Source organism: Citrifermentans bemidjiense Bem (assembly GCF_000020725.1).
Classification (GTDB): domain Bacteria; phylum Desulfobacterota; class Desulfuromonadia; order Geobacterales; family Geobacteraceae; genus Geomonas; species Geomonas bemidjiensis.
Genome location: NC_011146.1, coordinates 4,429,289 through 4,449,731, shown reverse-complemented (window position 1 = coordinate 4,449,731; position 20,443 = coordinate 4,429,289). Strand labels below are relative to the sequence as shown.

Genomic DNA, 20,443 nt, shown 5'->3' with positions numbered 1-20,443 from the left:
CAAGATCAAAGAGGGCACCCGGCAACGGGTGCCCTCTCTGCGTTTCCACTCCCTGCCGGTCTGACCCTGATTATTCAAAGCCAATTTGAAATTGCACAATGCCGAAAGCGTTTGTGCAATTTCCATTTCGGTTTTGACTATTCATGAGTCAATTTTGCTATTCCCGAATCGATTTAACTATTCCGGCGACAAAATAAGCTAATCCGAAATCGATTTAACTATTCCTGCGACAAAATAGGCTATTTCCAAATCGAAATAGGCTATTCCCAAACTGAAATAAGCTAATCCCAAACAGAAATAAGCTATTTCAACTGGTAAATAAGCTATATGCAGATGGAAATAGGCTATTTCCATCTGGGATTTGCTTAATTGCGTCAGGAATTAACAAATTTGCATTCTGATCTGGTAACATTGCATATAGCACGCCCTCAGTGCGGAGACGCGCCGCGACGTGGGGCGCAGGCTAGTGTAGTTTAAATCGATTTTAAGCTGAATTAAGGGGGGGAAATGACTGCTGCTGAAATGGGAAACAAAGCGATCAAGGTACTTGTGGGAGTATTCATTGCCGTTATCGTTCTTGCCGTGGCGTATGTTTATGCGGCGCTTCACTGGAACTTCTCGAAGGGTGACAGGGTCGGGTACGTTCAGAAATTTTCCGAGAAGGGGTGGGTGTGCAAGACATGGGAAGGTGAACTGCAGATGCTGCCGGTCCCTGGTGCGATTCCGGAAAGGTTCCTGTTCTCTGTGCGAGATAAGGCTGTGGTCTCAAAAGTCAACTCGTCGCTTGGTAAAAAAGTAGCGCTTACCTACGAGCAACATAAGGGCATTCCCACCACCTGCTTCGGAGAGTCCGAGTACTTTATCGTGGATGTGAAGACGCTTGAGTAGACAGCGTGGTCTTTTGCCTTGCTATACAGCATGTCGATGGGAGTTAGGACCGCTAGAACGTGCGCTGAGGTAAAACGATGACCTATGCCGATCTGCAGGAAGCGTTGAGGATATTAGGGCTGGGTGAACGAGCTACCCTTGCGGAAATCAAGGCCCGGCATCGGGATTTGGTAAAACGCCATCATCCGGACCTCGAGAACTCAGGTGACCCCGATGTTATCCGAAAGGTGAACGCCGCCAACAAGGTGCTACAGGACTACATCACGGAGTACCAGTTTTCCTTCACAGAAGAGGAGTTCTACGAACAGAACCCGGAAGAACGCCTCCGGCAGCAGTTCATGGACGCCGCCATGTGGGGGAAGGGATAACCGGCATGGCGAACGCAGACATCATACGCCTGGCCTTTTTCCTGGGTATTTTAGCTGTCGTGGCCGCCTGGGAAATCCTGGCGCCTCGTCGCGTGCTTACAGACAGCAAAAGAAGGCGCTGGTTTACCAACCTGTCAATAGTCGTCGTCGATACCGTCTTCGCCAGAATTCTCCTACCGCTCCTCCCGGTCGGCATGGCAGTAATGAGCCACCGACCGGGATGGTTGCCGTATTGGCCCAAGGTCATCCTCTCCATCATCGCGCTTGACTTCGTCATCTACCTCCAGCACGTGCTTTTCCACTTCGTCCCGGTATTCTGGCGTCTTCACAGGATGCATCACACCGACCTCGACATTGATGTGACCACCGGAAACCGTTTTCATCCCTTCGAAATCGTCATTTCTCTCGGCATCAAAATGGCCGCCGTAGCTCTGATCGGGGCACCGGTCCTGGCGGTTGTCGTCTTTGAGACTCTACTGAATGCAACCTCCCAGTTTAACCATGGGAACATCCGCATTCCGGTCGCAGTCGACAGGTATTTGCGCCTCTTCGTGGTGACCCCCGACATGCACCGTGTACATCATTCAGTGATCCCCAGGGAAACGAACAGCAACTTTGGCTTCAACCTCCCCTGGTGGGACCGTCTTTGTGGAACCTACCGGCCCCAACCCGAGAAAGGACACGAAGGGATGACCATTGGATTGAACGACTTCCGCAACCCGGCGAGGTTGACCCTGTTTCACCTTCTTGTCCAGCCGTTCACGGGCAAGTCTTAGCAGATGCGGTGAAGTCTTTCAGGCACCGCACATCTCTTGCACCACGTCTACTCCCTCAAAGAGTTTCTCCAACGGTTTCGAGAATTCCTCAAATGCTTGCCCTGGGGTGAAAACCTCCCTCCACTGCAACAATGTTCCAAGGCTGTGGCTTATGTCCCTAAGACGTATGGAAGCCGCAGACCTGTCATATTCCAGGAAATACCACGCAGCAGTGGGGGTTGATGTGAAAACTACGGACGAGGTGCTGACAAGACTGCTTACCATGTTGCTGCCCATGTTGTAAAAGAACCCCTTTCCAGATTCAGTGAAATAAAATGCCGTGTCTGTCTCAGGATTAAGTCCGAACAAGGCCTCGGGAGGAAAGAGCCAGATACATAATGCGTCAGCGAAACCGCCTATCGGCTTCAAGTCGAAATGGTGAGTGGTCAATAAGCCATTGTGAAGCACGTAGACAACCTGGCTGTGGCGGTCGACCGCAAGGATGCGCGCCTGAAGCTTCATCCGGCTGGACAAAGCCAGGCTCCGGCTGCACAGCATCAGTTCGTCCTCCGTGGCGATGGCGAAAGAATCGGGACCTGCGAGGCGCTTGATGTCTAGCATCTTGCTCGGGAAGGACCATCGATGCATGTTATTCCTGCTGTTGTTGATGGAGAACCTCGCTATCCTACGGCTCAAGTGTTCTTCGGGATCGGAAAGAGATGCATAATATTCGCACTCCTTGCTTTCGGACATAAACAGGATTTCGTAATAAAGGTCTTCTTCGCCGAAAGCGTCGGGTGGGACGCTGAATATGGAGGTGAATCTACTATCAACACCGTCCAAAACTGCTCTGCAGTACCTTTCTCTTTCGAGATCAAGAAATAGAAATTGATTCGTTTCGGTGATGCAGTCTATAAAATCGAGCCCTGGTAGCAACTGCGACTTCAGCCGCCACGCTGTCATCTCCTTCAGGTCTATAACGATGATGGTTTCTGGATCCTCTTTGAGGCAGGTGTGACGTTCAGTGATCCAGTGAAGGGTCAAGGGGCTATTTCCCCGCCTGAAATCAACGTCAAGGGTGTCGGACAGGCATAGATCCATCGCCTCAGCCTCTATTTTCATCATGGCTTCGACCTCGGCGTCGATTGTCTCAGTCACGGCAGGATCTCCTATCTCACCTGACAGTAAGGATGTCTTGGGACCATTGCCCATCAGACGCGCCTCGCGGTATTGTTCCGCCAAGACATCTTGGCTCTTGCGAGGACGCAACGCATCTAACCGTGCGTCCATGGCGGCTATGAATGCGGAACGGCTGTCACGGGGGAGACGCGGAAGCAACTTTCGCATACCGGCGCAGAGTTCGGCGACTTCGGAAAAACTCTTGCCTTCGGCGCTCGCCTCCTTAACTAACCTTCGGGCATCTTCGCTTGCGGCAAGCTGTCCCGCCGCTAGAGCTTCATCGTATTCCCGCTTAAATTCGGAATCGCCTCGGAAATAAGGGTGTACCTGCTGCAGAATCGGAAGCGCTTCCCGCCGACGACCTGCGCGAAGCAGGAAACTGGCGTCGACGTAATGAAGCCACGCCTGCTTCACGGCCTCACGCGAACTCCGCTCCAGCCGGCTGTTGCGGTAAAGGACCTTGAAAAATGGAGACAGGGAAGCAGCTTCCCTATACTCCTCAGCGGCGTCCTCCCGGCATGACATCCAGATGATCTCATCGAAGCAATCGGGCCAACGCTCCTGCTTCAGGGCAAGTTGCAGAGCCGCAAAGTGCTCTGCGACCTCTTCTTTGCGTTCGCAATCCTTCTCGGTCTGCAGTTGTTCCTCGATTCTTGCCCCGCTATGGCTGTCCATCTCCTGCAGCTTAGACAGGAGCCGAACTCTTGCTTTACGGTCGGTCGCCTGCTCGACTTTCAGCCACAGCCGCGTAACCTCCTCCTGCCGGGTGATAGATTCGGTGAGGGCTAGTATCCTGCGCGCTTTGGGGAGGTTCCTGCTCGATTTCAGCGCTTCCTGTGCGAGCGTTCGAGCCAGGTCCATCTCGCCCCGGGCGAACGCGGCCGCAGCCTCGTCCTGCAATGGTTCCGCCTCGGTACTCAGCGCCTTCTCGATCTCTATTTTGAGACCGTCCAATCCATCAATAAAACCTGGCTTCTCCTCGGCCATGCGCACCAACTTAAGCGCGAAAGAGTGATTCCCGTCCCTGCAGGCGAGGCTCGCGTAGGCGTAGAGGGCATCCTTGCCGAGGTCGGCGGGGTGAATGGAGTCGAATACGGCACCGGCCTCTGCCAAGGAGCCGTTGCCGTGGTAGGCAAGCGCCAGAAGTTCCCGTATCGATTTGTCCTGCAGCACGCGCGCAGGCTGTGCTTGAATGGTGTCGATGGCGGTCTGGTAGGCTCCCATCTCTTCGAAGAGCACTCTGATCCCTTTGGAGAAAGCGTTGAGGTCGGAGTCGGTAATCAGCAGCATTCCGGCCAACTCCTGCTCGGCTCAGGCATAGTCGTATCCATCCAGCATCTGCTGGGCCTTCTTCAGTGCATCCTTCGGGGAAGCCGCAGCGTGATTCGGGTCGATTTTTTTACGGGATGTCTTCGGTTTGTCCCCCTTGGCTACCGCGGCAAAGCCCCCCGGATCTGGGACAGAGTCAAGCGCCTGCGGCGAAAGCGCTTTCAGGTTCGCGTGGCAGGCGTCGATGCTGGGGAGGAACAGATGCTTGATGAGGACCACGTCGGGGCTACAAGGGTGGGGGATAAGCTGGAACGCCTCACCGTAATGTTGCAGCAGCAAGTTCTGCAATCGGTTTTTAAGGTCATAGCCCAGCTGCCTGTCGTCCTCTGGCAGGCAGAGCCGGGTCGGGTTGACTTTCTTGATGGCGGAGATGATCTGTTCCGACGACGGCGTCGTCGCACAGCGGAGCAGAGTCTCGGCAGCATTGACTTCCTGATCCCAGTCCATGTTAGTCTCCACTTCGGGTCGGAACAGCTCTCATGACGCCGTAACTGCATCGGATTTCAAACGGAGGTGGGAATCTTCAGCCGAACATGCAAGGGCAAAACGGCACCCTGAAGCCGCGGGTCACAAGGCGTACCAGACTATGGCGCAGAAGTGGCAGGCCGTGCCTGCCATTACGAACAGGTGCCAGATGAAATGGCCGAAGCGCAGCCGGGAATCGTAGGCGAAGAAAACGACGCCTAAGGTGTATGCCGCGCCGCCGGCCGCTATCCACAGGAGGCCGGCCAGCGGCACACGCGTGAACAACGGTTTCGCTGCGACGATGATGAGCCAGCCCATGGCCAGATAGAGGATAGTGGACGCTATCGGGCGCGGCATCTTTTGACAGAACTTCCAGACGACCCCGACGGTGGCGAAAGTCCAAACCAGAAACAGAAGAGTCCATCCCCAAGGGCCACGCAGCGCACCAAGCGAAAAGGGTGTGTAGGTCCCGGCTATCAGCAGATAGATCGCCGAGTGTTCTATGGTCTTGAACAACTCCTTCAGTTTCCCCGGAGGCATGGCGTGGTAGACGGAGGAGGCAAGGTAGAGCAGAACCATTGTTGCTGCATATATGGCGGTACCGACGGCGTACCCGGTCTCTCCATAGCTGAAAGCCTTGGACAGAAGCGGCGGGGTCGCGGCAATGGCCGCGATCAATCCGACGGCATGGCTGATGCTGTTGGCAATTTCTTCCTCTGCTGACTGCTGACGCTTGATTATCTCCATCGAAATTACTTCCTCACCATCTGCAGCCCGCTGCCGGCGTAGAGAGTTGCTGCATTGCGGCCAAGTTGTGCGAGAATCAATTGTCACGTCAGTTGGACTAGAGTTGCCGTTGTCCGCGCTGACCGAGGAGGCTCAGATGAAGAAAGGCGGCAGGGTGCGAGCGTTATCAAAACTATTGTTCGGAGTGGTGCTGCTGCTCCACGCAGGATGCGCAGGCGTACAGGAAAAGTCCCCGGCGTTTCTAGACACGGCCGAGAGGAAGTGCCTAAAAGAGGGCGAGCTGTGCAGCACCTTGAACGACGAGTGCTGCCCAGGGTATAGGTGCTATATCGGACTTGAACCCAGATGTATCAGAAACCCTGGCAACTGAACGGGGTGGATGTTATCCGGCAAACGGATCAGCGGAATGGGCAGCTAAACAAGAAGGGGGGCGACCTGGACAGGACGGAAATCTTCTGGCACAGGTTGCCCCCCCTCGTTTATGCATACTGCCCTTAAGCCGTTGGCTTTGGCGGTTGGGGTGAAGCGGGGGCGGCGATATCCCTGCCTCCGGCGGCAGCCCAGGTCTCCAGCATGTCGGTGGTGACGGATTTGGGCCGCTCGATGGGGTAGCCAAGGCCACGATCCCAGGTGATGTTCGCCATGCACCCCAGTGCGCGCCCCACTCCAAAGAGCACCGTGTAAAAATCCCATTCCTTCAGCCCGTAATACCACTGGATCACGCCCGATTGCGCATCGACGTTGGGCCACGGGTTTTTGGTCTTGCCATGTTCGGTAAGAACGCCCGGTGCGGTCTCGAAAATCATCGAAACCAGCTTGAAGAGCTTGTCGTCCTTGAGCCCCGTGGTCTTCAGGCAGAACTCGCGCTGAGCCATGTAGCGCGGGTCGGTTTTCCTGAGCACGGCATGCCCGTAACCGGGGACCACCTGCCCGGCATTGAGGGTATCCCAAAGAGCAGCGGTGACGTTTTCCGTGGTAGGCTCGGCGCCGTTCAGCTTCTTCTGGAATTCCAGGATCCACCCCAGTACCTCCTGGTTCGCCAGGCCGTGAAGGGGGCCTGCCAAACCGGCGAGACCTGCGGCATATGCGTAATAGGGATCGGACAGGGCAGAGTGGACGAGGTGGGTGGCATGGGCCGAGACGTTGCCCGACTCGTGGTCGGAGTGGAGGATGAAGTACATGCGTGCCACGTCCTTGTACTGCTCGCTCTGCCCGATCATCTGGGCGAAGTTGGCGCCCAGGTCCAGTTTCGGGTCGATGGAGATCTGCTTGTCGCCCCGGTACTTGAGATTGTAGATGAAGGCTGCCAGTACCGGGATGCGCGCCACGATGTCGCTCGCATCCTCGTAAACGTGTTCCCAGGCGGTCATTTTGTTAAACTTGCCGCTGCTGTAGAAGGCTGCGAACTTGGAATCCCTCTGCATGGCAAGGATGCCGGAGGAGAGCATCACCATCGGGTGGCTGTCCAGCGGGAGCGCGCGCAAGGCCTGGAACACGTATTCCGGAACCTGCTGCCGTGTCTTGAACTCGGCCTCCACGTCCGCAACCTGCTCGGGAGTCGGAACCTCGCCGGTGAGCAGGAAATACCAGAAAGATTCCACTGTGGGATACTCGGAACCGGCGGCCTTGGGAAGGGCCTCGAAAGTCTCGGGGATGGTCTTGCCTCTGAAACGGATCCCTTCCTGCGGATCGAGATAGGAGATGTCAGTAACAAGGGACCTGATATCGCGGGCGCCGCCGATGCACTGCGCTATATCTACCTTGTCGATTATGACTGAGCCGAACTCTTTAGTCAGCCGGGCGATGCGGGGACGGTGTGCCTCGATCTTCTCCTTTAGCCTGTCTTTCAGCTGTGTCATGTCCTGTTCTCCTTTCTTCGTTTAAGGTTAGGGCGAAGGTCCGCCCGTGACAGATTTAACACGCTTTTGGCACCCCTCATGTCAGCCCGCGCCAGCCAGCTCAGCCACCACACATACGATATAATAAAATTTTCCAATGTAAATAGTTTAAGGCATATTTTGCTGCAACTTTAAGAGTACGCGGTGAAAGCAATGGACTCCGCTCTGAGAATATCCGCAAAATCAGATACAGGAGGATGGCAAGAGGTATGGCATCTATGAGCCTTTTGCGTTGGAGAAGGCGAGGCTGGTGCAAGGTAGGGGCTTTTTGCCCTTGCGGTCAACGAGGCGAGAATGTAAGAATACCGGGAGTTGCCGGCAGTCGGATGCGGTGAAGCCGCCTCAAACGGCTTGCCTGGCAAGGGTACTTTCAACTAGAGAGGTTTTGAGTGGATAATGTCTATATTATTTCACCTAGCTACCTGATCAAGAAGAAGCGGGAGTTCACCGCGGGGATCAAGCAGCTATCGAAGCTTGGTTTCAACGTCCTGAACCCACACTTCCCGACCGTGCTCCCCTCGCCTCAAGAGAAGGCTGAGCAGATCCATCGCGCCTGCGCCGATTCCGGCGCCGATATGATCCTCGCCCTGCGCGGCGGCTACAGCGCCATGAAATCGCTCCCCTTTATCGACTTCGACCACCTGAAGAATCACCAGAAAATTATTGCAGGCTTCAGCGACCTGACCGCGCTCTTGAATCCCATTCACGAACGGACGGGAATGGTGACGCTACATGCGCCTATGGTGGCCAGCCTGAAGGAGCCGACCGCATTCACCGTCGGCTCCTTCATGAACGCGGTGAGGGGGTACCCGGAGAAGAACCTGTTCCAGGGGGCACCGGTGAAGGTGTACCGTCACGGCACTGCCGCCGGCATTCTCAAGGGGGGCAACCTGGTCACGCTTACCGCGCTGATAAATACGGACTGGGAGATGGAGACGGAGAACTCGATTCTCTTTCTGGAGGAGATCGACGAAAAGCTGCACAAGGTGGACCGCGCGCTGACGCAGTGGATTCTTTCCGGCAAGCTGAAAGGGGTCAAGGGAATCATCCTAGGGGATTTCGGCGGCCTCAAGAGCAGGGAGGTCTACCAGGTCCTGGCCTCGCAGATGGAACTGAACTTCCCGGTGGTCCATTGCCCCCATATCGGTCATGTCCCCGACAAGATCACCCTGCCGGTGGGAGCCGAGGTTGAGCTCAACACCCAGAAGAAGCAACTGGTGATAAGGAAGCTGGCCCTTCCGGGGGTGCGGTCATGAATGCGGTGTGGTTGGTCCTCTTCTCCGTAGGTATCGTCTTCGCCATCTTCACCGGCAACCTGGAAGCGTTCACCAAGTCGATCTTCGAAGGCGCCAAGTCAGCGGTCGAGGTGTCGCTCTTTCTGCTAGGCATCGTGTCGGTCTGGATGGGGATCACCAGGATCCTGGAGGATTCAGGACTCATCTACCGCATCGCGCACCTGTTCCGGCCGGTCATCTCCCGCCTTTTCCGGAATATTCCCGGCGACCATCCCTCGATCAGCGCCATCACCTTGAACGTGCTGGCGAACCTCTTCGGCCTTGGCAACGCGGCGACGCCGCTGGGGATCAAGGCGATGCAGGAGCTCGATACCCTGAACGAGGAGAAGGGGACCATCACCTTCGAGATGATGACCTTCATCGTCCTCAACACCGCCAGTATCCAATTGATTCCCTTCTCGGTCATCGGGATACTGGCCAGCTACAATGCCGTCAACCCTGCGGGGGTAGTGCTCCCGGTGCTGATCGCCACGGTGATATCCGCGCTGACGGCGCTGGTGATACTGTTCTCGTTCAGGAAGGTGCTCAAATGATCGAAGGCGTCAATTACCTCTCGCTGCTCATCATCCCGCTGTTCATACTGTTCACCATCTGCTACGGCACCTTCAAAAAGGTCCGCGTCTACGACTCGTTTGTCGCGGGGGCGAAGGAAGGACCGGGGATTATCTTGAACATCTTCCCGTACCTTCTGACCATCTTCATCGTCATCAAGGGCTTTCAGGCCTCGGGCGCCTTCGACGCGGTGAGAAACGGCTTTTATCAGCTCTTCTCCTTCGCCGGGATCCCCATCGAAGTCGTTTCCATGGCCATCATCAAACCCTTGTCGGGGAGCGCCTCTACGGCCCTCTTTACCGACATCGTGAAGACCACCGGTCCCAATTCCGTGGCCACCAAGATGACGGCGGTCATCATGGGAAGTGCAGAAACGACCTTTTACGTGCTGGCTGTCTACTTGGGCGCCGTGGGAATCAAGAAGACCAAGTACCTGATCCCCGTCTGCCTGACCGCCGACTTCATCGGCATCGTCGTGGCTGTTGCCGTGGTTAAGTGGCTGCTCTGATCTCCAAATCCGCTCCAATGAAAAAGGCCGCCTCTGGTTAGGGACGGCCTTTTTTAGTTCTGTCGCAGAATCCATGGTCCCGGCCTTAAAATGGTGCACAGCCGGGGGCGGTTCTCTCTCTCGCGCCGGTCAGGGGGCTACTTTCCCCTGTTTTTCTTCCGCGGGCCTCACAACTCCCCGATTGCGGTTCAGGAACATGCGGACGGCGAGATATACGACGGGCAAGATGCCTATTATGAAGAGCGCGTCGCCGGGCAACCGCAGCCATTCGAAGATCCGAACCATGGGGAGCATGAAGAAAGCAGGCTCGCGCCCTTCCCAGTACGAGGTGGCGAGGATCTGGTTGATCTGCAGCATCCCGACGGGAAAGAGGTTTATAAACAGCATCAGGGCAAGCCCCAGGTTCGTGCACCAGAAGGCGATGCCCATGGCGGTGTTGCTCGCCTTGTCCAGGGGGAGGAAGTAGCGGGCTACGAACATGAAGAACCCGAGAGAAAGCATCCCGTAGACCCCCATCATCGCGCCGTGTCCGTGATTGGCGGTCCACTGGGTGCCGATCTCGTAGTAGCTGACGATGGGGAGGTTGATAAGGAAACCGAAGACCCCCGCCCCGAGGAAGTTCCAGAATCCGACGGCTATCAGGAACATTACGGCCCACTTGTGCGGGAACATCTCCGCCGTTGTGCTCAGCATGGAACCTCCCGCGGGTGCTCCGAGCCGCATGAACTTCCAGGCCTCGTAGGTGAGGAGCAGCAGGGGGATTACTTCCATGGCGGAGAAGAAGGCGCCCAGCGCCATGTGTATCTCGGGAGTTCCGCTGAAATAGAGATGGTGCATGGTCCCGATGACACCCCCTAGCGAGTAGAGGATGATATCGAGGTAGACGATGGTCGTTGCCACCCGCACCCTGACCACGCCGAGCAGCATGAAGACATAGGCGACCATGATGGTGGTGAAGAGTTCCAGGAAATCCTCGACCCAGAGGTGGACCACCCAGAACCTCCAGAACTCGATCTGATTGAAGGGGGTCCCCTTACCGTAGAACATGCCGGCGGCATAGAAAAGAGGTATGGAGATGGCGCTGTAGATGAAAAGCCACGGCATGTTGCCCGGGTGCTCACCCTTCAACCGGTCCAGCATGCCGCGGACGAGGATCAGCAACCAGATCAGCATCCCGGCGGTCAAAAGGATCTGCCAGAGGCGCCCGAGGTCGAGGTATTCCCATCCCTGGGAACCCATCCAGAACCAGGGGCTGTTGGTGCCGAGAAGCCCCTGCAGGCTGACCGCTTCACCTGACATCGACCCGAATACGACCACTACCAGCGCCCCCAAAAGGATCAGGGCGAGCTTGTCCTGATGCCGCGGCTCTTTGCCGGCGATCATGGGAGTGAGGAAGATCCCCATGGCGAGGAAGCTGGAGGCGACGAAAAAGAGCGCCAACTGGACATGCCACATCCTGGAAAGGTTGTAGGGGAGCCATTCGGCAAGCGAGAGCCCGTAAAAACCGGCCCGCTCGACGTGATAGTGGGCGTTGACTCCGCCAAGGAGCCCCAGTAGCAAAAAGAGCAGGGCAACCACCAGGAAATACCAGGTGACGGTACGCTGCGACGGAGTCAGCGAGACTTCTTCGGGGACGGGGTGCGTAGCGGCAAGTTCCGTGTCCGTGGCATGCCATCCCAGCCACTCGAAGCGGCCGAACACGAAGAGGATGAGGCCGGTCCCGCAGAGAAGGGCGACCAGGCTGATCACGCTCCACATCAAGACGCCAGGGGTCGGCTGGTTTCCGGCAAGGCTGTCGGGGGGCCAGTTGTTGGTATAGGAGTGGTTAGTGCCGGGGCGTGTCGCGGAGCAGACCCAGGCTGCCCAGGAAAAATAGGAGGTGAGCTTGCGGACCTCCTCCGGGTCTTTCAGGTAGGGTCGCCGCAGCCCTTGCTGGGTCGAAGACGGGCCGAACCAGTCGCGGTAGTAGGAGATCATCTCGCCGTAAGCCGCTGCCTGGGATGGCGTGTAGGTGATCACGTTCTGCCCGGGATCGTAGGAGTTCTGTTTTGCCTCGGAGCGCACCCTCTCGCTCGCCTCTGCCGGGGTGAGTCTCTGCTCGGTGTAGGAGAGCCTGGCTTTTTCCCCGCTTATGCGCAGGTACTGCGCGGTGAAATCGGGCCCGAGGTAGGCCCCGTGCCCGAAGATGGTGCCGTACTGCATCAGGCCGTACCTCTGGAACAGGTTCTGTCCTTCTTTGATGTCGTTTCCGGTGAAAAGTACCCTCCCGTCGGCGGTCCTGACCTCACGGGGTATGGGCGGTCCGTCCGTGTTGTTCCGGAAGGCGAGGTAGCCCAGGACGGCAAACCCGAAGATGAAAGTGAGGACAGCGGCGATGAGCCATCCTTTTCCCAGCACCATGTTCTGCTCGCGTTCATGCATACCGACCTCCTGATCTGTAAACCGTATTGTGTGCTTTCTCTAATGCGCTACCGGGATATTCTAGGTTGCCTTCCCGGTGATGCAAGCGATTGCAAGGGGTTATTCATTGTGCCGCTGTGGGGAGTTCACTAGGCGAAAAAAGGGAGGTAGGGAGGGCAGAATGACCGGGTAAATGAGAAAAATTCGTGGTAGTGAAAAAAAGTCTTTACTTTTCGCGGAGTACGCCGATATATGTCTAGTGAGATAAACAGATTGCAGAACAGAAGGAAGCGAGGACGGTAAAACGGATTGCGTCGGCGCCCGCATTGGACGAAACAGTAGAAGCAGTCAGGGGGTCAGTCTCATTGTAAAATAAGTAGGTTCAAAGCGCTTAGGAGAACAGCTATGCATGTCTTAGCAAGCAGAATCGGCTCGGTCGTCATGGAAACACTCGGAACGATAAACGCTAATTTCAGTATGCCTACTTGGTACGATTCCTTCCTGGAAATCTACAGCAACGACAGCGCCCTCCTTGGATATCACACTATTGCCGTTGCTCTGTTGATGCTGGTCTCCTGCGCTCACCTCCTGCAAAAACCAAAAGCGCCCACCTATTTTGAACTTTTCCCCAGATCCGGAGGGGACGTCTGCAAGCTCTGCAGCTTGCTTAATACGGCCATGTCGCATTACGATAAACACGGCAGACGCAACTAAGACTCGAAGCAAATCGCCGTCGTAGTACCAAAAACAGGAGGGGGAGCCTTGACCGCGACGCAGTCAAAGCTCCCCCTCTTTTTGTTTCCGGCCGTCGGCAGCGCGTCCTGCTGCGGTTACTGCGGCTACTTTTCCTTTGCCAGGGTGAGGGTGATCTCGCCTACCTTCAGCTGGGTTTTGATGCGGACGGGGATGTGCTGGTTGTCGTCGGTGAACCAGAAGGTGGGGTTGCCGACCTTGGCGGGGATGCCGTCTCGCGTCAGCTGCGACGTTACCATGATGGTTTTGAATTTGCCCAAAGAAGTGGTGATCTCCTCGCGATGCCCCACTTTCGCCTCAGCTTTCCATAGATGCTTGGTGTCGTAGATCTCGAAGGAGATCGACTGTCCCGGCGCCAACTGCAGCGAGCGCAGAAAATAGATGCTGGAGAGGTTGTCGTAAGTCCTTGCGGTTATCGCGTCCCGCTTGACAGTGTTGGTGAGCAGGTCCTTGCTCTCGGCCTGGTGGGTGGTGAAGTTGAAGGTCGCTTCCCTATGGGCGCGGAACTTCCCCTCGCTTATTTTCTCCTTGAAAGACTTCGGTTTCACCGAGCGGGAGACGGTTGATTCGGTCTTGTCATCGATGCGAAAGAAGACCGAAACGAAGGAATTCGATGCGATGGTATTGAGGATGCGGAAGTCGTCGCCTTGGGCTGCCACCTCGAGTACGGCCGTTCCGGCATTCAAACCGGACCAGCTGACGTCGTAGACCAGCCTCTCGGGACCGATCGCGGCGGCCGGGGAGCACCATATCGCGACAAGCAGTATGGATTGTATTAAAAGGGCGAGAAATTTCATCCTGCGAAGTGTACCACCGTAACCGGAAGATGACAGTAGAAATTGCAGTAGGTGGATGATTTGACACGACATTGCAGAAGTCCCGGGAGAATCGGACGCTGCGGGGCTCCAGTCGAGGTTGACGGCTAGGGTTCGATCATGAGGGTAGTTGTGCCGTGCGCCACCAGTTTGCCATGCTGGTTCGAAACGGTCACCGTGACGCTCGCCATCCTGCGTCCCAGGTGCACCAGTTCCGCGCGAGCGGTCAGCAGGTCGCCGACGGCGGCGGGCCTGACATAGGTGACGTTGAGGTTGGTGGTGGTGCATGGCTTGCCGGAGGGGAGCAGCGGTTCCGGGAAGAAGGAAACGGTGTCGATAAGGGCCGCGATGAGCCCGCCGTGCGCTCCGCCAAAGTAATTCTTGTGGATATCGGAGACCGTCACCTCCATCAAGGCGAAAGTCGGCCCGATCTCCTTCAGGTGAATGTTCAGCGTCTTCAGCATGGATATGGCGCTGCCGGATTCCACGGTCGCCGGATCGATCTTGCTAGCCATTGGGCACCCTCCCTCTAAGTCGGTGGTGATTTAACTCTTTTACCTCACGCCCGTCAAACATTTTGCTGATGCTGCGCACAAAAAAAAACGGCAGGGTGGCCTGAGGCCCCCTGCCGTCCTTATTCGCGATGCCTGGAAACTAGATGTCCCAGCTGTCGATCTTCATGGTCCCTTTCTGGGCCAGGTTCACCTGCATCTTGAAGACGCGGTCCAGAAGCTGCGGCTCGTGCCCTGCTTTGCGTGCCAGGCAGTCCTTTGCCGCGCGCTCGAAGTAGTCCTGCAAAAGCGGCTTGTAATCGGGGTGCGCGCACTTCTCGATGATGAGCTTGGCGCGGCTTTTCGGGTCGAGGCCGCGCAGGTCGGCAAGACCCTGCTCGGTGACCAGCACGTCAAGGTCGTGCTCGGTATGGTCGACGTGCGGCACGTGCGGAACGACGCAGGTGATGCCGGTCGGATCGGTCTTGGTCGGGCGCGCCGACGGGGTGTGCATGATGGAGAGGTACGCGTTCCTGAGGAAGTCGCCGGAGCCGCCGATGCCGTTGATCATCCGGGTACCGCCTACCAGCGTGGAGTTCGCGTGGGCGTAGATGTCGAACTCCACCGGGGTGTTCATCGCGATGCAGCCGAGGCGGCGGATCGGCTCGGGGTGGTTGGCGATGGAGAGCGGACGCATCATCACCTTGTCGCTGTACTTGTCCCAGTTGTCGTAGAAGCGCTTGAAGCCGTCGACCGAGAATGAAAGCGAGACCGTAGAGGCGAAGTCGAGCTTGCCGGAGTCGAAGAAGTCGAGCATGGTGTCCTGCAGCACCTCGGTCCAGACCTTGAGGCCGGTGAACGGGCCGTTGGCCAGCCCGCCGATGACCGCGTTGGCGATGGAGCCCACGCCGGACTGCAGCGGCAGCAGGTTTTTCGGCAGCCTTCCCACCTTCACCTCGTGGGAGAAGAAGTCGATGATGTTGTTGGCGATGGCTTCGGAGGTGTCGTCCTGCTCGCTGAAGGCGCGGCCGTTGTCGGGACGGTTGGACTCGACGATGGCGACGATCTTGTCGTTATCGACGCGGACGTACGGGGAACCGGCACGGTCGTCGACGCGGCAGATCAGGTAGGGGAGGCGGTTGGGCGGAGCGATCGGCTCGACGATGTCGTGCAACCCTTCGAAGCTCGGGATCGAGGTGTTGATCTCGATGATGATCTTGTCAGCGATCTGCACGATCTCGGGGACTGCGCCGCAGGAGGCGGTGAGGACCAGCTCGCCGTTCTCGGTTATCGCCGAGCACTCGATGATGGCGATGTCGAGGCGGCCGTCGTTGTGCTTGGTGTAGAAGCCGTAGCCAAGGTCCTGGGCGAACATGGAGAGGTGCTTGTCACCCATCCGGATGCGCCCTTCGTTGATGCCGGCTTGGATGTTCTTACCGGTCTGATAGGGCCAGCGGCGGTCGATCATGTCGAGCGACGCCCAGCGGTCCTCGGTCTCGACCCCGACCGATGCGCCGATGTACAGGTTGAACTTCAGCTTTCCCTGCAACTGGTTCTTTTCCACATGGTCCGCCAGGGCGATGGGGACCATCTTCGGGTAACCGGCGGGGGTAAACCCGGACCACCCTACGTTCATCCCGTTCTTGAACATCGGGATCACTTCATCGACGGTCTTGATCCTGCCGCGAAGGCTGGATTTCCTGATTCTGCTGTGCAATTCGGACATCTTCCGGAACCCTCCTGACGAGCTATTGTGGCATAGCTTCCATGGTAATAGGAATCGAACGTTCGTTCGAATACAACATAACAGCACGCTGTTTTGATTGCAATAAAATTGGTATTTCCCCTGCGATTTTGCTACTGTCTACGCGCCAATACCCAGTCTGCCGGAGTCATCATGGAAAAAACGGAATGTCACAAGAAGCTTATGGAGGTGGGAACGCAGCTGTTCTCGGAGAGGGGGCTAAAGGGGGTAAGCATCCGGGAGCTCTCGCTCGCGGCGGGGACCAGCATCTCAATGATCTCCTACCATTTCGGCAGCAAGGAAGGGCTCTATCAGGCGGTGTTGCAGCAGCAGTTCGCCTGTTTCAAGGAAATCCATGAGATCAGGCAGCGCGTGACGGACCCGGTGGAGATGGTAAAGAGCTATCTGCTCTGGACCTTCGGGCGCCACAGAAACAACCCGTACCTGCTCCGCTTTTACACGAGCGAGTTGACCAACCCGACGGCGTTTTTCGAGCCCTTGGTGATGCCGGTAATCGACGAGGTCATCGTGACCATGGCGGGGGCGATCGAGGAGGGGATCCGGCAGAAGAAGTTCCGGGAGGATGTCGATCCCACCAACGCGGCACTGGCGCTGGCGGGGATGGTGAATTACTTCTTCCTGAGCAGCCTGGCGACCAGGAACCTGATCAGCCATTCCCCCGAAAAGGACGAAATGCTGGTGCAGCAGTACCTGGACATCTTCACGCGGGGAATCGGCGCCTCAAGCGGATGACCCGACCGATGGCGAGGCGCTGCCTGCGGTCGGGTCGCCTCCCTCAGGAGCTGATCGTCATTTGCTGACTTTCGGGCACTCGACGGTGCAACGCTCGCAGCCCCCGGGGCAAGGTTCTATATGGACCAGGACGTGGCTGTACGGGAGATTTCTCTCGATGTCCTCGGAGATCTCGTGGCTTAGCGCGTGGCCGCTTTCGACGGTCATCTGTTTTGGGACGACCAGGTGCATGTCGATGTGCCGGATGTGGCCCGACTTGCGAGTGCGCAGCTTGTGGTACTCGATGATGTGCTCGCGGTGGTTCTGGAGCACGTCGTGGATGATTGCTTCCTCGTCCTCCGGCAGTTTCACGTCCAGGATGTGGAAGAAGGCGCTCTTCGTGAGGTCCCAGGCGGCCTTGATTATCATCAGGGCGACCAGGATGGCGACGATCGGGTCGAGCAGAGCGATCCCGGTCAGCTTGATGAGGATCAATCCCGCGAGGACACCGGCCGAGGTGTAGACGTCGGTGCGCAGGTGCATCGCGTCGGCTTCAAGCGCAACCGAGTCGGTGGCGGCGGCCACGTTCAAAAGGTGCCTGGAGACCAGGTAGTTGGCTATGGCGGAGACCGCCATTACCGCGGCGCCAAGCCCCAGGTTCTCGATAGCGACGACGCCCGTCTTCAGCTTGTGGACCGCTTCGTAGATGATGTAGAAGGCGGCGCCGAAGATGAGCAGGGCCTCGATGGTGCCGGCTACGTTCTCGATTTTGCCGTGGCCGTAATGATGATCTTCGTCGGCCGGCTTGCCCGACTCCCTCACCGAATACCAGGCGATTACGGCGGCGATGAGGTCTATCCCCGAATGTATCGCCTCGGAAAGCACCGAGACGGAGCCGGAAACGAGGCCGACCACCAGCTTCGCCACCACCAGCAACGAGTTGGAGAGCACCGAGAAGCGCGCCGCTCTCCGTTTCATAGCGTCATGTTCTTTAGAAACCATCTTTACCCTTCCTGCCGCCGGGGTCGCGTGGACCCGGCGGATTCGGCACGAAAAAAGGCCCCGGGACTACCGTGGCCTTTGCCTGGTTTTCAATACATCTGCCGTAAATGTAAATAAATGTCAACGCTTGTCGAGGATCTCCCTCGCCTTATCGATCTGGTTGGGGAAGAGGTCTTCCGGCACGTTTTCCTTGCCCGCTTCCTTTCGGACCGTGTAGCGCGCACATCCCTCGAAGTTGCCGTTGCAATACATCATTTTGAACACGTTGCTGGTAGAAGGCATGTTTGCCATCCGGTCGTTGAAGAAGATGCAACCGGAAAGAAGTTCGCAATCGGACATTTACTTTCACTCCTGTGTTGAATTGACCGCCGTCAGTGCAAATCTCGCAACGCGTACGATGGAGACTTTTTCACGTAAGCGATGCGGGAATATAAACGGAGGTCGCCTTTTGCGCAATAGGTTTTTTTAATGGAGGGCCTGCGCAAAGGCCGATGTCTCGACTGGAAACCTGCAGCAACTCGAGCGCGAGTGTTCATTCGGAGGGAGAGCGGCGGTTACCGGGTCTGCAGTTAACCGACAAGTCCCCCGACGCCGGATTTTCATTGACCGGCGGCTCAACAAGTTGTAGATTGCAACTATATGAAGAATTCTAGGTCACAATACCGGCTGGACAAATCACTGGGGCACCTTGCCTCCCGCCTGTCGCGGGTGGTGTTGCGGCGCTTCAACCTGGTGCTGGCGCAGCACGATCTGCCCATCACCGCGGAGCAGTATTCACTCCTGGTGCAGTTGTGGGAACATAACGGGCTCCCGCAGGGAGCTATTGCCGAGAAGACGGCCAAGGACAAGACCACGATGGCACGCCTGGCAGCGGGGCTGGAAGCGCGGGGGCTGATCGTGCGTTTGCCGAGCCCGGGGGACGGCAGGGAGCGGCTGCTCTACCTGACCGAGCAGGGTAAGCTTCTGATGGATCAGGCCACCGACCTGGCTCGCGGGATCCTTGAAGAGGCCCAGCAGGGCATCAGCGAGAGCGACCTCGACCTATGCCGCGACGTCCTGCGTCGTGCCTGCGCTAACCTGAACAAGTAATCTTTTTTTTCTGACATTAGTTGCCTACTGCAACTAAGGGAGCTTGACAATATGAAGCGTAGCGCTTCCCTTCACCCCTGCGACATGACAAAACGCCAACTGGCCGGGTTCGTACTGATCCTGGCTGCGCTTACCGCTTTCAGCGCCATGTCCATCGACATGTATCTCCCCGCCTTCCCGCAGATGGCGAAGGATCTCGGGGAACCACTCAGCACGGTGCAGCTCTCGGTATCTGCTTTCCTTTTCGGGTCCGCCGCGGGGCAGCTCTTTTACGGGCCGCTCGCCGACCGCTATGGCAGACGGGTTCCGCTCCTGGCTGGGCTCGCCCTCTATGTCGTCTCCTGTCTCGGATGCGCCGCTGTGCACAGTGGGGCGGAGCTGTTGTTCTGGCGGGTGCTGATGGCGCTGGGAGGGGGAGCCGGGATGGTCATCTCCCGGGCGGTGGTGCGCGACCTCTATGACACCGCCGAGGCGGCCAGGATGTTCTCCCTGCTCATGCTGATCATGGGGGTTGCCCCGATCCTGGCGCCGATAGCAGGCGGCCAGCTGCTCTTGCTTACGGGATGGAGGGGGATTTTCTGGTTCCTGGCTTTCTTCGGCGTCGTCTCGCTGGCGGGTGCCGCCGTGGGGCTGCCTGAGTCCTTGCCGGCGGAGAGGCGCCAGCGCCGCAGCCTTGCAGGCATGGTGAAGGTATACGGTCACCTGCTGAAAAACCGGCATTACCTCCGGTACGCGGTCGCCATCGGGTGCGTCGCCGGCATGAACTTCTCCTACATCTCCGGCGCCCCCTTCATCTTCATCGAGCTGCACGGCATCTCCCCGCAGCAGTTCGGGATCCTGTTCGGGGTGAACGCCTGCGGCCTCATCGGGGCCTCGCAAGTCAACCGCAGGCTCTTGCGCCGCTTCTCTCCGCAGCAGATAGCGTCCGCGGCATTCCTGGTCAGCGCGGCCGCAGCGCTTTTGCTCACCGGGGCAGGCGCCACCGGGGTCGGCGGGTTCCCTGCCCAAGCCGTCCTCATCTTCATCTGCCTATGCATGACCGGGCTCTTGTACCCGAACCTGACCGCGCTGGCCATGGCGCCTTTCGACAAGGCGGCGGGAAGCGCCTCGGCGCTTTTGGGGACCATCCAGTACACGCTGGGCGCCTCCGCCGGGGCGCTGGTGGGGGTTTTCCACGACGGGAGCGCCCTCCCTATGACCGCAGTCATGGCGGTGTGCGGCGCCCTCGGTTTGACGGCGGTGCTGGGTGCGGGGAGCGCCCCGGATGTCGTATGTACCAGCGCCGCGTGAGAGCGCGCCGCGCGGCAAGGTCGCCGGTTATGAATTAATGACCGGCGCCCCTTGAAAATTGCTGGATTTAATTTTGGTATTCAGGCACAGTTAGAAAAAATAAATGCTTCTGCACGTGTTATCCCGACACCCGATACTGAGTC

At 57.5% G+C, this 20,443-nt stretch carries 21 protein-coding genes; 11 read left to right on the top strand and 10 right to left on the bottom strand.

The features are described 5' to 3' along the window. The first annotated feature begins 507 nt into the window (after positions 1-507). The 3 genes from GBEM_RS19525 (at position 508) to GBEM_RS19515 (ending at position 2,032) form a co-directional block, all read left to right on the top strand. Positions 508-888, top strand: coding sequence for a hypothetical protein (locus GBEM_RS19525; protein WP_012532338.1), 381 nt, complete (start codon positions 508-510; stop codon positions 886-888). 77 nt (positions 889-965) lie between these two features. After that, entirely contained in the window at positions 966-1,256 is a 291-nt protein-coding gene (locus GBEM_RS19520) for a J domain-containing protein (RefSeq protein ID WP_012532337.1), read from the top strand. Between the two features lie 5 nt (positions 1,257-1,261). After that, entirely contained in the window at positions 1,262-2,032 is a 771-nt protein-coding gene (locus GBEM_RS19515) for a sterol desaturase family protein (protein ID WP_012532336.1), read from the top strand. 18 nt (positions 2,033-2,050) lie between these two features. On the opposite strand, the gene GBEM_RS19510 is transcribed toward GBEM_RS19515, so the two are convergent. The 3 genes from GBEM_RS19510 to trhA all read right to left on the bottom strand — a co-directional run bounded on the left by GBEM_RS19510 (position 2,051) and on the right by trhA (position 5,731). Then, positions 2,051-4,480 (bottom strand): hypothetical protein, encoded by a 2,430-nt coding sequence (locus tag GBEM_RS19510; RefSeq protein WP_041262897.1) that lies wholly within the window; start codon positions 4,478-4,480, stop codon positions 2,051-2,053. Positions 4,481-4,501: 21 nt separating this feature from the next. Further along, positions 4,502-4,966, bottom strand: a complete 465-nt coding sequence (locus tag GBEM_RS19505; protein ID WP_041262895.1) for a hypothetical protein — start codon at positions 4,964-4,966, stop codon at positions 4,502-4,504. Between the two features lie 120 nt (positions 4,967-5,086). Continuing rightward, a complete protein-coding gene (trhA, locus tag GBEM_RS19500; RefSeq protein WP_012532335.1) occupies positions 5,087-5,731 on the bottom strand; it encodes a PAQR family membrane homeostasis protein TrhA in 645 nt (214 codons plus the stop codon). Positions 5,732-5,867: 136 nt separating this feature from the next. Between trhA and GBEM_RS19495 the strand changes: the two genes are divergently transcribed. Beyond that, on the top strand, positions 5,868-6,101 hold the full coding sequence (locus tag GBEM_RS19495; protein ID WP_012532334.1) for a hypothetical protein: 234 nt from the start codon (positions 5,868-5,870) through the stop codon (positions 6,099-6,101). Positions 6,102-6,225: 124 nt separating this feature from the next. Here the strand turns inward: GBEM_RS19495 and GBEM_RS19490 are convergent, their stop codons facing one another. Next, on the bottom strand, positions 6,226-7,590 hold the full coding sequence (locus GBEM_RS19490; RefSeq protein ID WP_012532333.1) for a citrate (Si)-synthase: 1,365 nt from the start codon (positions 7,588-7,590) through the stop codon (positions 6,226-6,228). Positions 7,591-8,018: 428 nt separating this feature from the next. Here GBEM_RS19490 and GBEM_RS19485 point away from each other — a divergent pair, with 428 nt between their 5' ends. The 3 genes from GBEM_RS19485 to GBEM_RS19475 are packed head-to-tail and all read left to right on the top strand — an operon-like array spanning position 8,019 to position 9,984. Beyond that, entirely contained in the window at positions 8,019-8,885 is an 867-nt protein-coding gene (locus GBEM_RS19485) for an LD-carboxypeptidase (protein ID WP_012532332.1), read from the top strand. Further along, complete coding sequence (locus tag GBEM_RS19480) at positions 8,882-9,457, top strand: nucleoside recognition domain-containing protein (RefSeq protein WP_012532331.1); 576 nt, start codon at positions 8,882-8,884, stop codon at positions 9,455-9,457. Before GBEM_RS19485 ends, GBEM_RS19480 begins: the two co-directional genes overlap by 4 nt. Beyond that, entirely contained in the window at positions 9,454-9,984 is a 531-nt protein-coding gene (locus tag GBEM_RS19475; RefSeq protein WP_012532330.1) for a spore maturation protein, read from the top strand. Before GBEM_RS19480 ends, GBEM_RS19475 begins: the two co-directional genes overlap by 4 nt. A 129-nt stretch (positions 9,985-10,113) precedes the next feature. Here the strand turns inward: GBEM_RS19475 and GBEM_RS19470 are convergent, their stop codons facing one another. Beyond that, on the bottom strand, positions 10,114-12,405 hold the full coding sequence (locus GBEM_RS19470) for a nitric-oxide reductase large subunit (RefSeq protein WP_012532329.1): 2,292 nt from the start codon (positions 12,403-12,405) through the stop codon (positions 10,114-10,116). A 384-nt stretch (positions 12,406-12,789) separates the two neighbouring features. Here GBEM_RS19470 and GBEM_RS19465 point away from each other — a divergent pair, with 384 nt between their 5' ends. Next, positions 12,790-13,098 (top strand): hypothetical protein, encoded by a 309-nt coding sequence (locus GBEM_RS19465; protein WP_012532328.1) that lies wholly within the window; start codon positions 12,790-12,792, stop codon positions 13,096-13,098. 125 nt (positions 13,099-13,223) lie between these two features. Here the strand turns inward: GBEM_RS19465 and GBEM_RS19460 are convergent, their stop codons facing one another. From GBEM_RS19460 to GBEM_RS19450, 3 genes are all read right to left on the bottom strand, one after another. Next, positions 13,224-13,934 carry a DUF3108 domain-containing protein gene (locus GBEM_RS19460; protein ID WP_041262892.1) on the bottom strand — a complete coding sequence of 237 codons (711 nt, stop codon included), beginning with the start codon at positions 13,932-13,934 and terminating at the stop codon, positions 13,224-13,226. 125 nt (positions 13,935-14,059) lie between these two features. Further along, a complete protein-coding gene (locus GBEM_RS19455) occupies positions 14,060-14,467 on the bottom strand; it encodes a PaaI family thioesterase (RefSeq protein WP_012532326.1) in 408 nt (135 codons plus the stop codon). A 139-nt stretch (positions 14,468-14,606) separates the two neighbouring features. Then, entirely contained in the window at positions 14,607-16,169 is a 1,563-nt protein-coding gene (locus GBEM_RS19450; protein ID WP_012532325.1) for an acetyl-CoA hydrolase/transferase C-terminal domain-containing protein, read from the bottom strand. 171 nt (positions 16,170-16,340) lie between these two features. Between GBEM_RS19450 and GBEM_RS19445 the strand changes: the two genes are divergently transcribed. Next, entirely contained in the window at positions 16,341-16,940 is a 600-nt protein-coding gene (locus tag GBEM_RS19445) for a TetR/AcrR family transcriptional regulator (protein WP_012532324.1), read from the top strand. Positions 16,941-16,997: 57 nt separating this feature from the next. Here the strand turns inward: GBEM_RS19445 and GBEM_RS19440 are convergent, their stop codons facing one another. Together GBEM_RS19440 and GBEM_RS19435 are read right to left on the bottom strand one after the other, a co-directional pair. Then, on the bottom strand, positions 16,998-17,921 hold the full coding sequence (locus GBEM_RS19440) for a cation diffusion facilitator family transporter (RefSeq protein WP_012532323.1): 924 nt from the start codon (positions 17,919-17,921) through the stop codon (positions 16,998-17,000). A 120-nt stretch (positions 17,922-18,041) separates the two neighbouring features. Beyond that, positions 18,042-18,260, bottom strand: coding sequence for a hypothetical protein (locus GBEM_RS19435; protein ID WP_012532322.1), 219 nt, complete (start codon positions 18,258-18,260; stop codon positions 18,042-18,044). 300 nt (positions 18,261-18,560) lie between these two features. Between GBEM_RS19435 and GBEM_RS19430 the strand changes: the two genes are divergently transcribed. Beyond that, positions 18,561-19,010 (top strand): MarR family winged helix-turn-helix transcriptional regulator, encoded by a 450-nt coding sequence (locus tag GBEM_RS19430; protein ID WP_012532321.1) that lies wholly within the window; start codon positions 18,561-18,563, stop codon positions 19,008-19,010. Positions 19,011-19,061: 51 nt separating this feature from the next. Beyond that, positions 19,062-20,300 (top strand): multidrug effflux MFS transporter, encoded by a 1,239-nt coding sequence (locus GBEM_RS19425; RefSeq protein WP_012532320.1) that lies wholly within the window; start codon positions 19,062-19,064, stop codon positions 20,298-20,300. The last annotated feature ends 143 nt before the right edge of the window (positions 20,301-20,443 follow it).

Bases quoted from the DNA above. Each gene is read 5' to 3' on its own strand.
- GBEM_RS19525 (WP_012532338.1), top strand. From the start codon at position 508: ATGACTGCTGCTGAAATGGGAAACAAAGCGATCAAGGTACTTGTGGGA.
- GBEM_RS19520 (WP_012532337.1), top strand. From the start codon at position 966: ATGACCTATGCCGATCTGCAGGAAGCGTTGAGGATATTAGGGCTGGGT.
- GBEM_RS19515 (WP_012532336.1), top strand. From the start codon at position 1,262: ATGGCGAACGCAGACATCATACGCCTGGCCTTTTTCCTGGGTATTTTA.
- GBEM_RS19510 (WP_041262897.1), bottom strand. From the start codon at position 4,480: ATGCTGCTGATTACCGACTCCGACCTCAACGCTTTCTCCAAAGGGATC.
- GBEM_RS19505 (WP_041262895.1), bottom strand. From the start codon at position 4,966: ATGGACTGGGATCAGGAAGTCAATGCTGCCGAGACTCTGCTCCGCTGT.
- trhA (WP_012532335.1), bottom strand. From the start codon at position 5,731: ATGGAGATAATCAAGCGTCAGCAGTCAGCAGAGGAAGAAATTGCCAAC.
- GBEM_RS19495 (WP_012532334.1), top strand. From the start codon at position 5,868: ATGAAGAAAGGCGGCAGGGTGCGAGCGTTATCAAAACTATTGTTCGGA.
- GBEM_RS19490 (WP_012532333.1), bottom strand. From the start codon at position 7,590: ATGACACAGCTGAAAGACAGGCTAAAGGAGAAGATCGAGGCACACCGT.
- GBEM_RS19480 (WP_012532331.1), top strand. From the start codon at position 8,882: ATGAATGCGGTGTGGTTGGTCCTCTTCTCCGTAGGTATCGTCTTCGCC.
- GBEM_RS19475 (WP_012532330.1), top strand. From the start codon at position 9,454: ATGATCGAAGGCGTCAATTACCTCTCGCTGCTCATCATCCCGCTGTTC.
- GBEM_RS19470 (WP_012532329.1), bottom strand. From the start codon at position 12,405: ATGCATGAACGCGAGCAGAACATGGTGCTGGGAAAAGGATGGCTCATC.
- GBEM_RS19465 (WP_012532328.1), top strand. From the start codon at position 12,790: ATGCATGTCTTAGCAAGCAGAATCGGCTCGGTCGTCATGGAAACACTC.
- GBEM_RS19460 (WP_041262892.1), bottom strand. From the start codon at position 13,934: ATGAAATTTCTCGCCCTTTTAATACAATCCATACTGCTTGTCGCGATA.
- GBEM_RS19455 (WP_012532326.1), bottom strand. From the start codon at position 14,467: ATGGCTAGCAAGATCGATCCGGCGACCGTGGAATCCGGCAGCGCCATA.
- GBEM_RS19450 (WP_012532325.1), bottom strand. From the start codon at position 16,169: ATGTCCGAATTGCACAGCAGAATCAGGAAATCCAGCCTTCGCGGCAGG.
- GBEM_RS19445 (WP_012532324.1), top strand. From the start codon at position 16,341: ATGGAAAAAACGGAATGTCACAAGAAGCTTATGGAGGTGGGAACGCAG.
- GBEM_RS19440 (WP_012532323.1), bottom strand. From the start codon at position 17,921: ATGGTTTCTAAAGAACATGACGCTATGAAACGGAGAGCGGCGCGCTTC.
- GBEM_RS19435 (WP_012532322.1), bottom strand. From the start codon at position 18,260: ATGTCCGATTGCGAACTTCTTTCCGGTTGCATCTTCTTCAACGACCGG.
- GBEM_RS19430 (WP_012532321.1), top strand. From the start codon at position 18,561: ATGAAGAATTCTAGGTCACAATACCGGCTGGACAAATCACTGGGGCAC.
- GBEM_RS19425 (WP_012532320.1), top strand. From the start codon at position 19,062: ATGAAGCGTAGCGCTTCCCTTCACCCCTGCGACATGACAAAACGCCAA.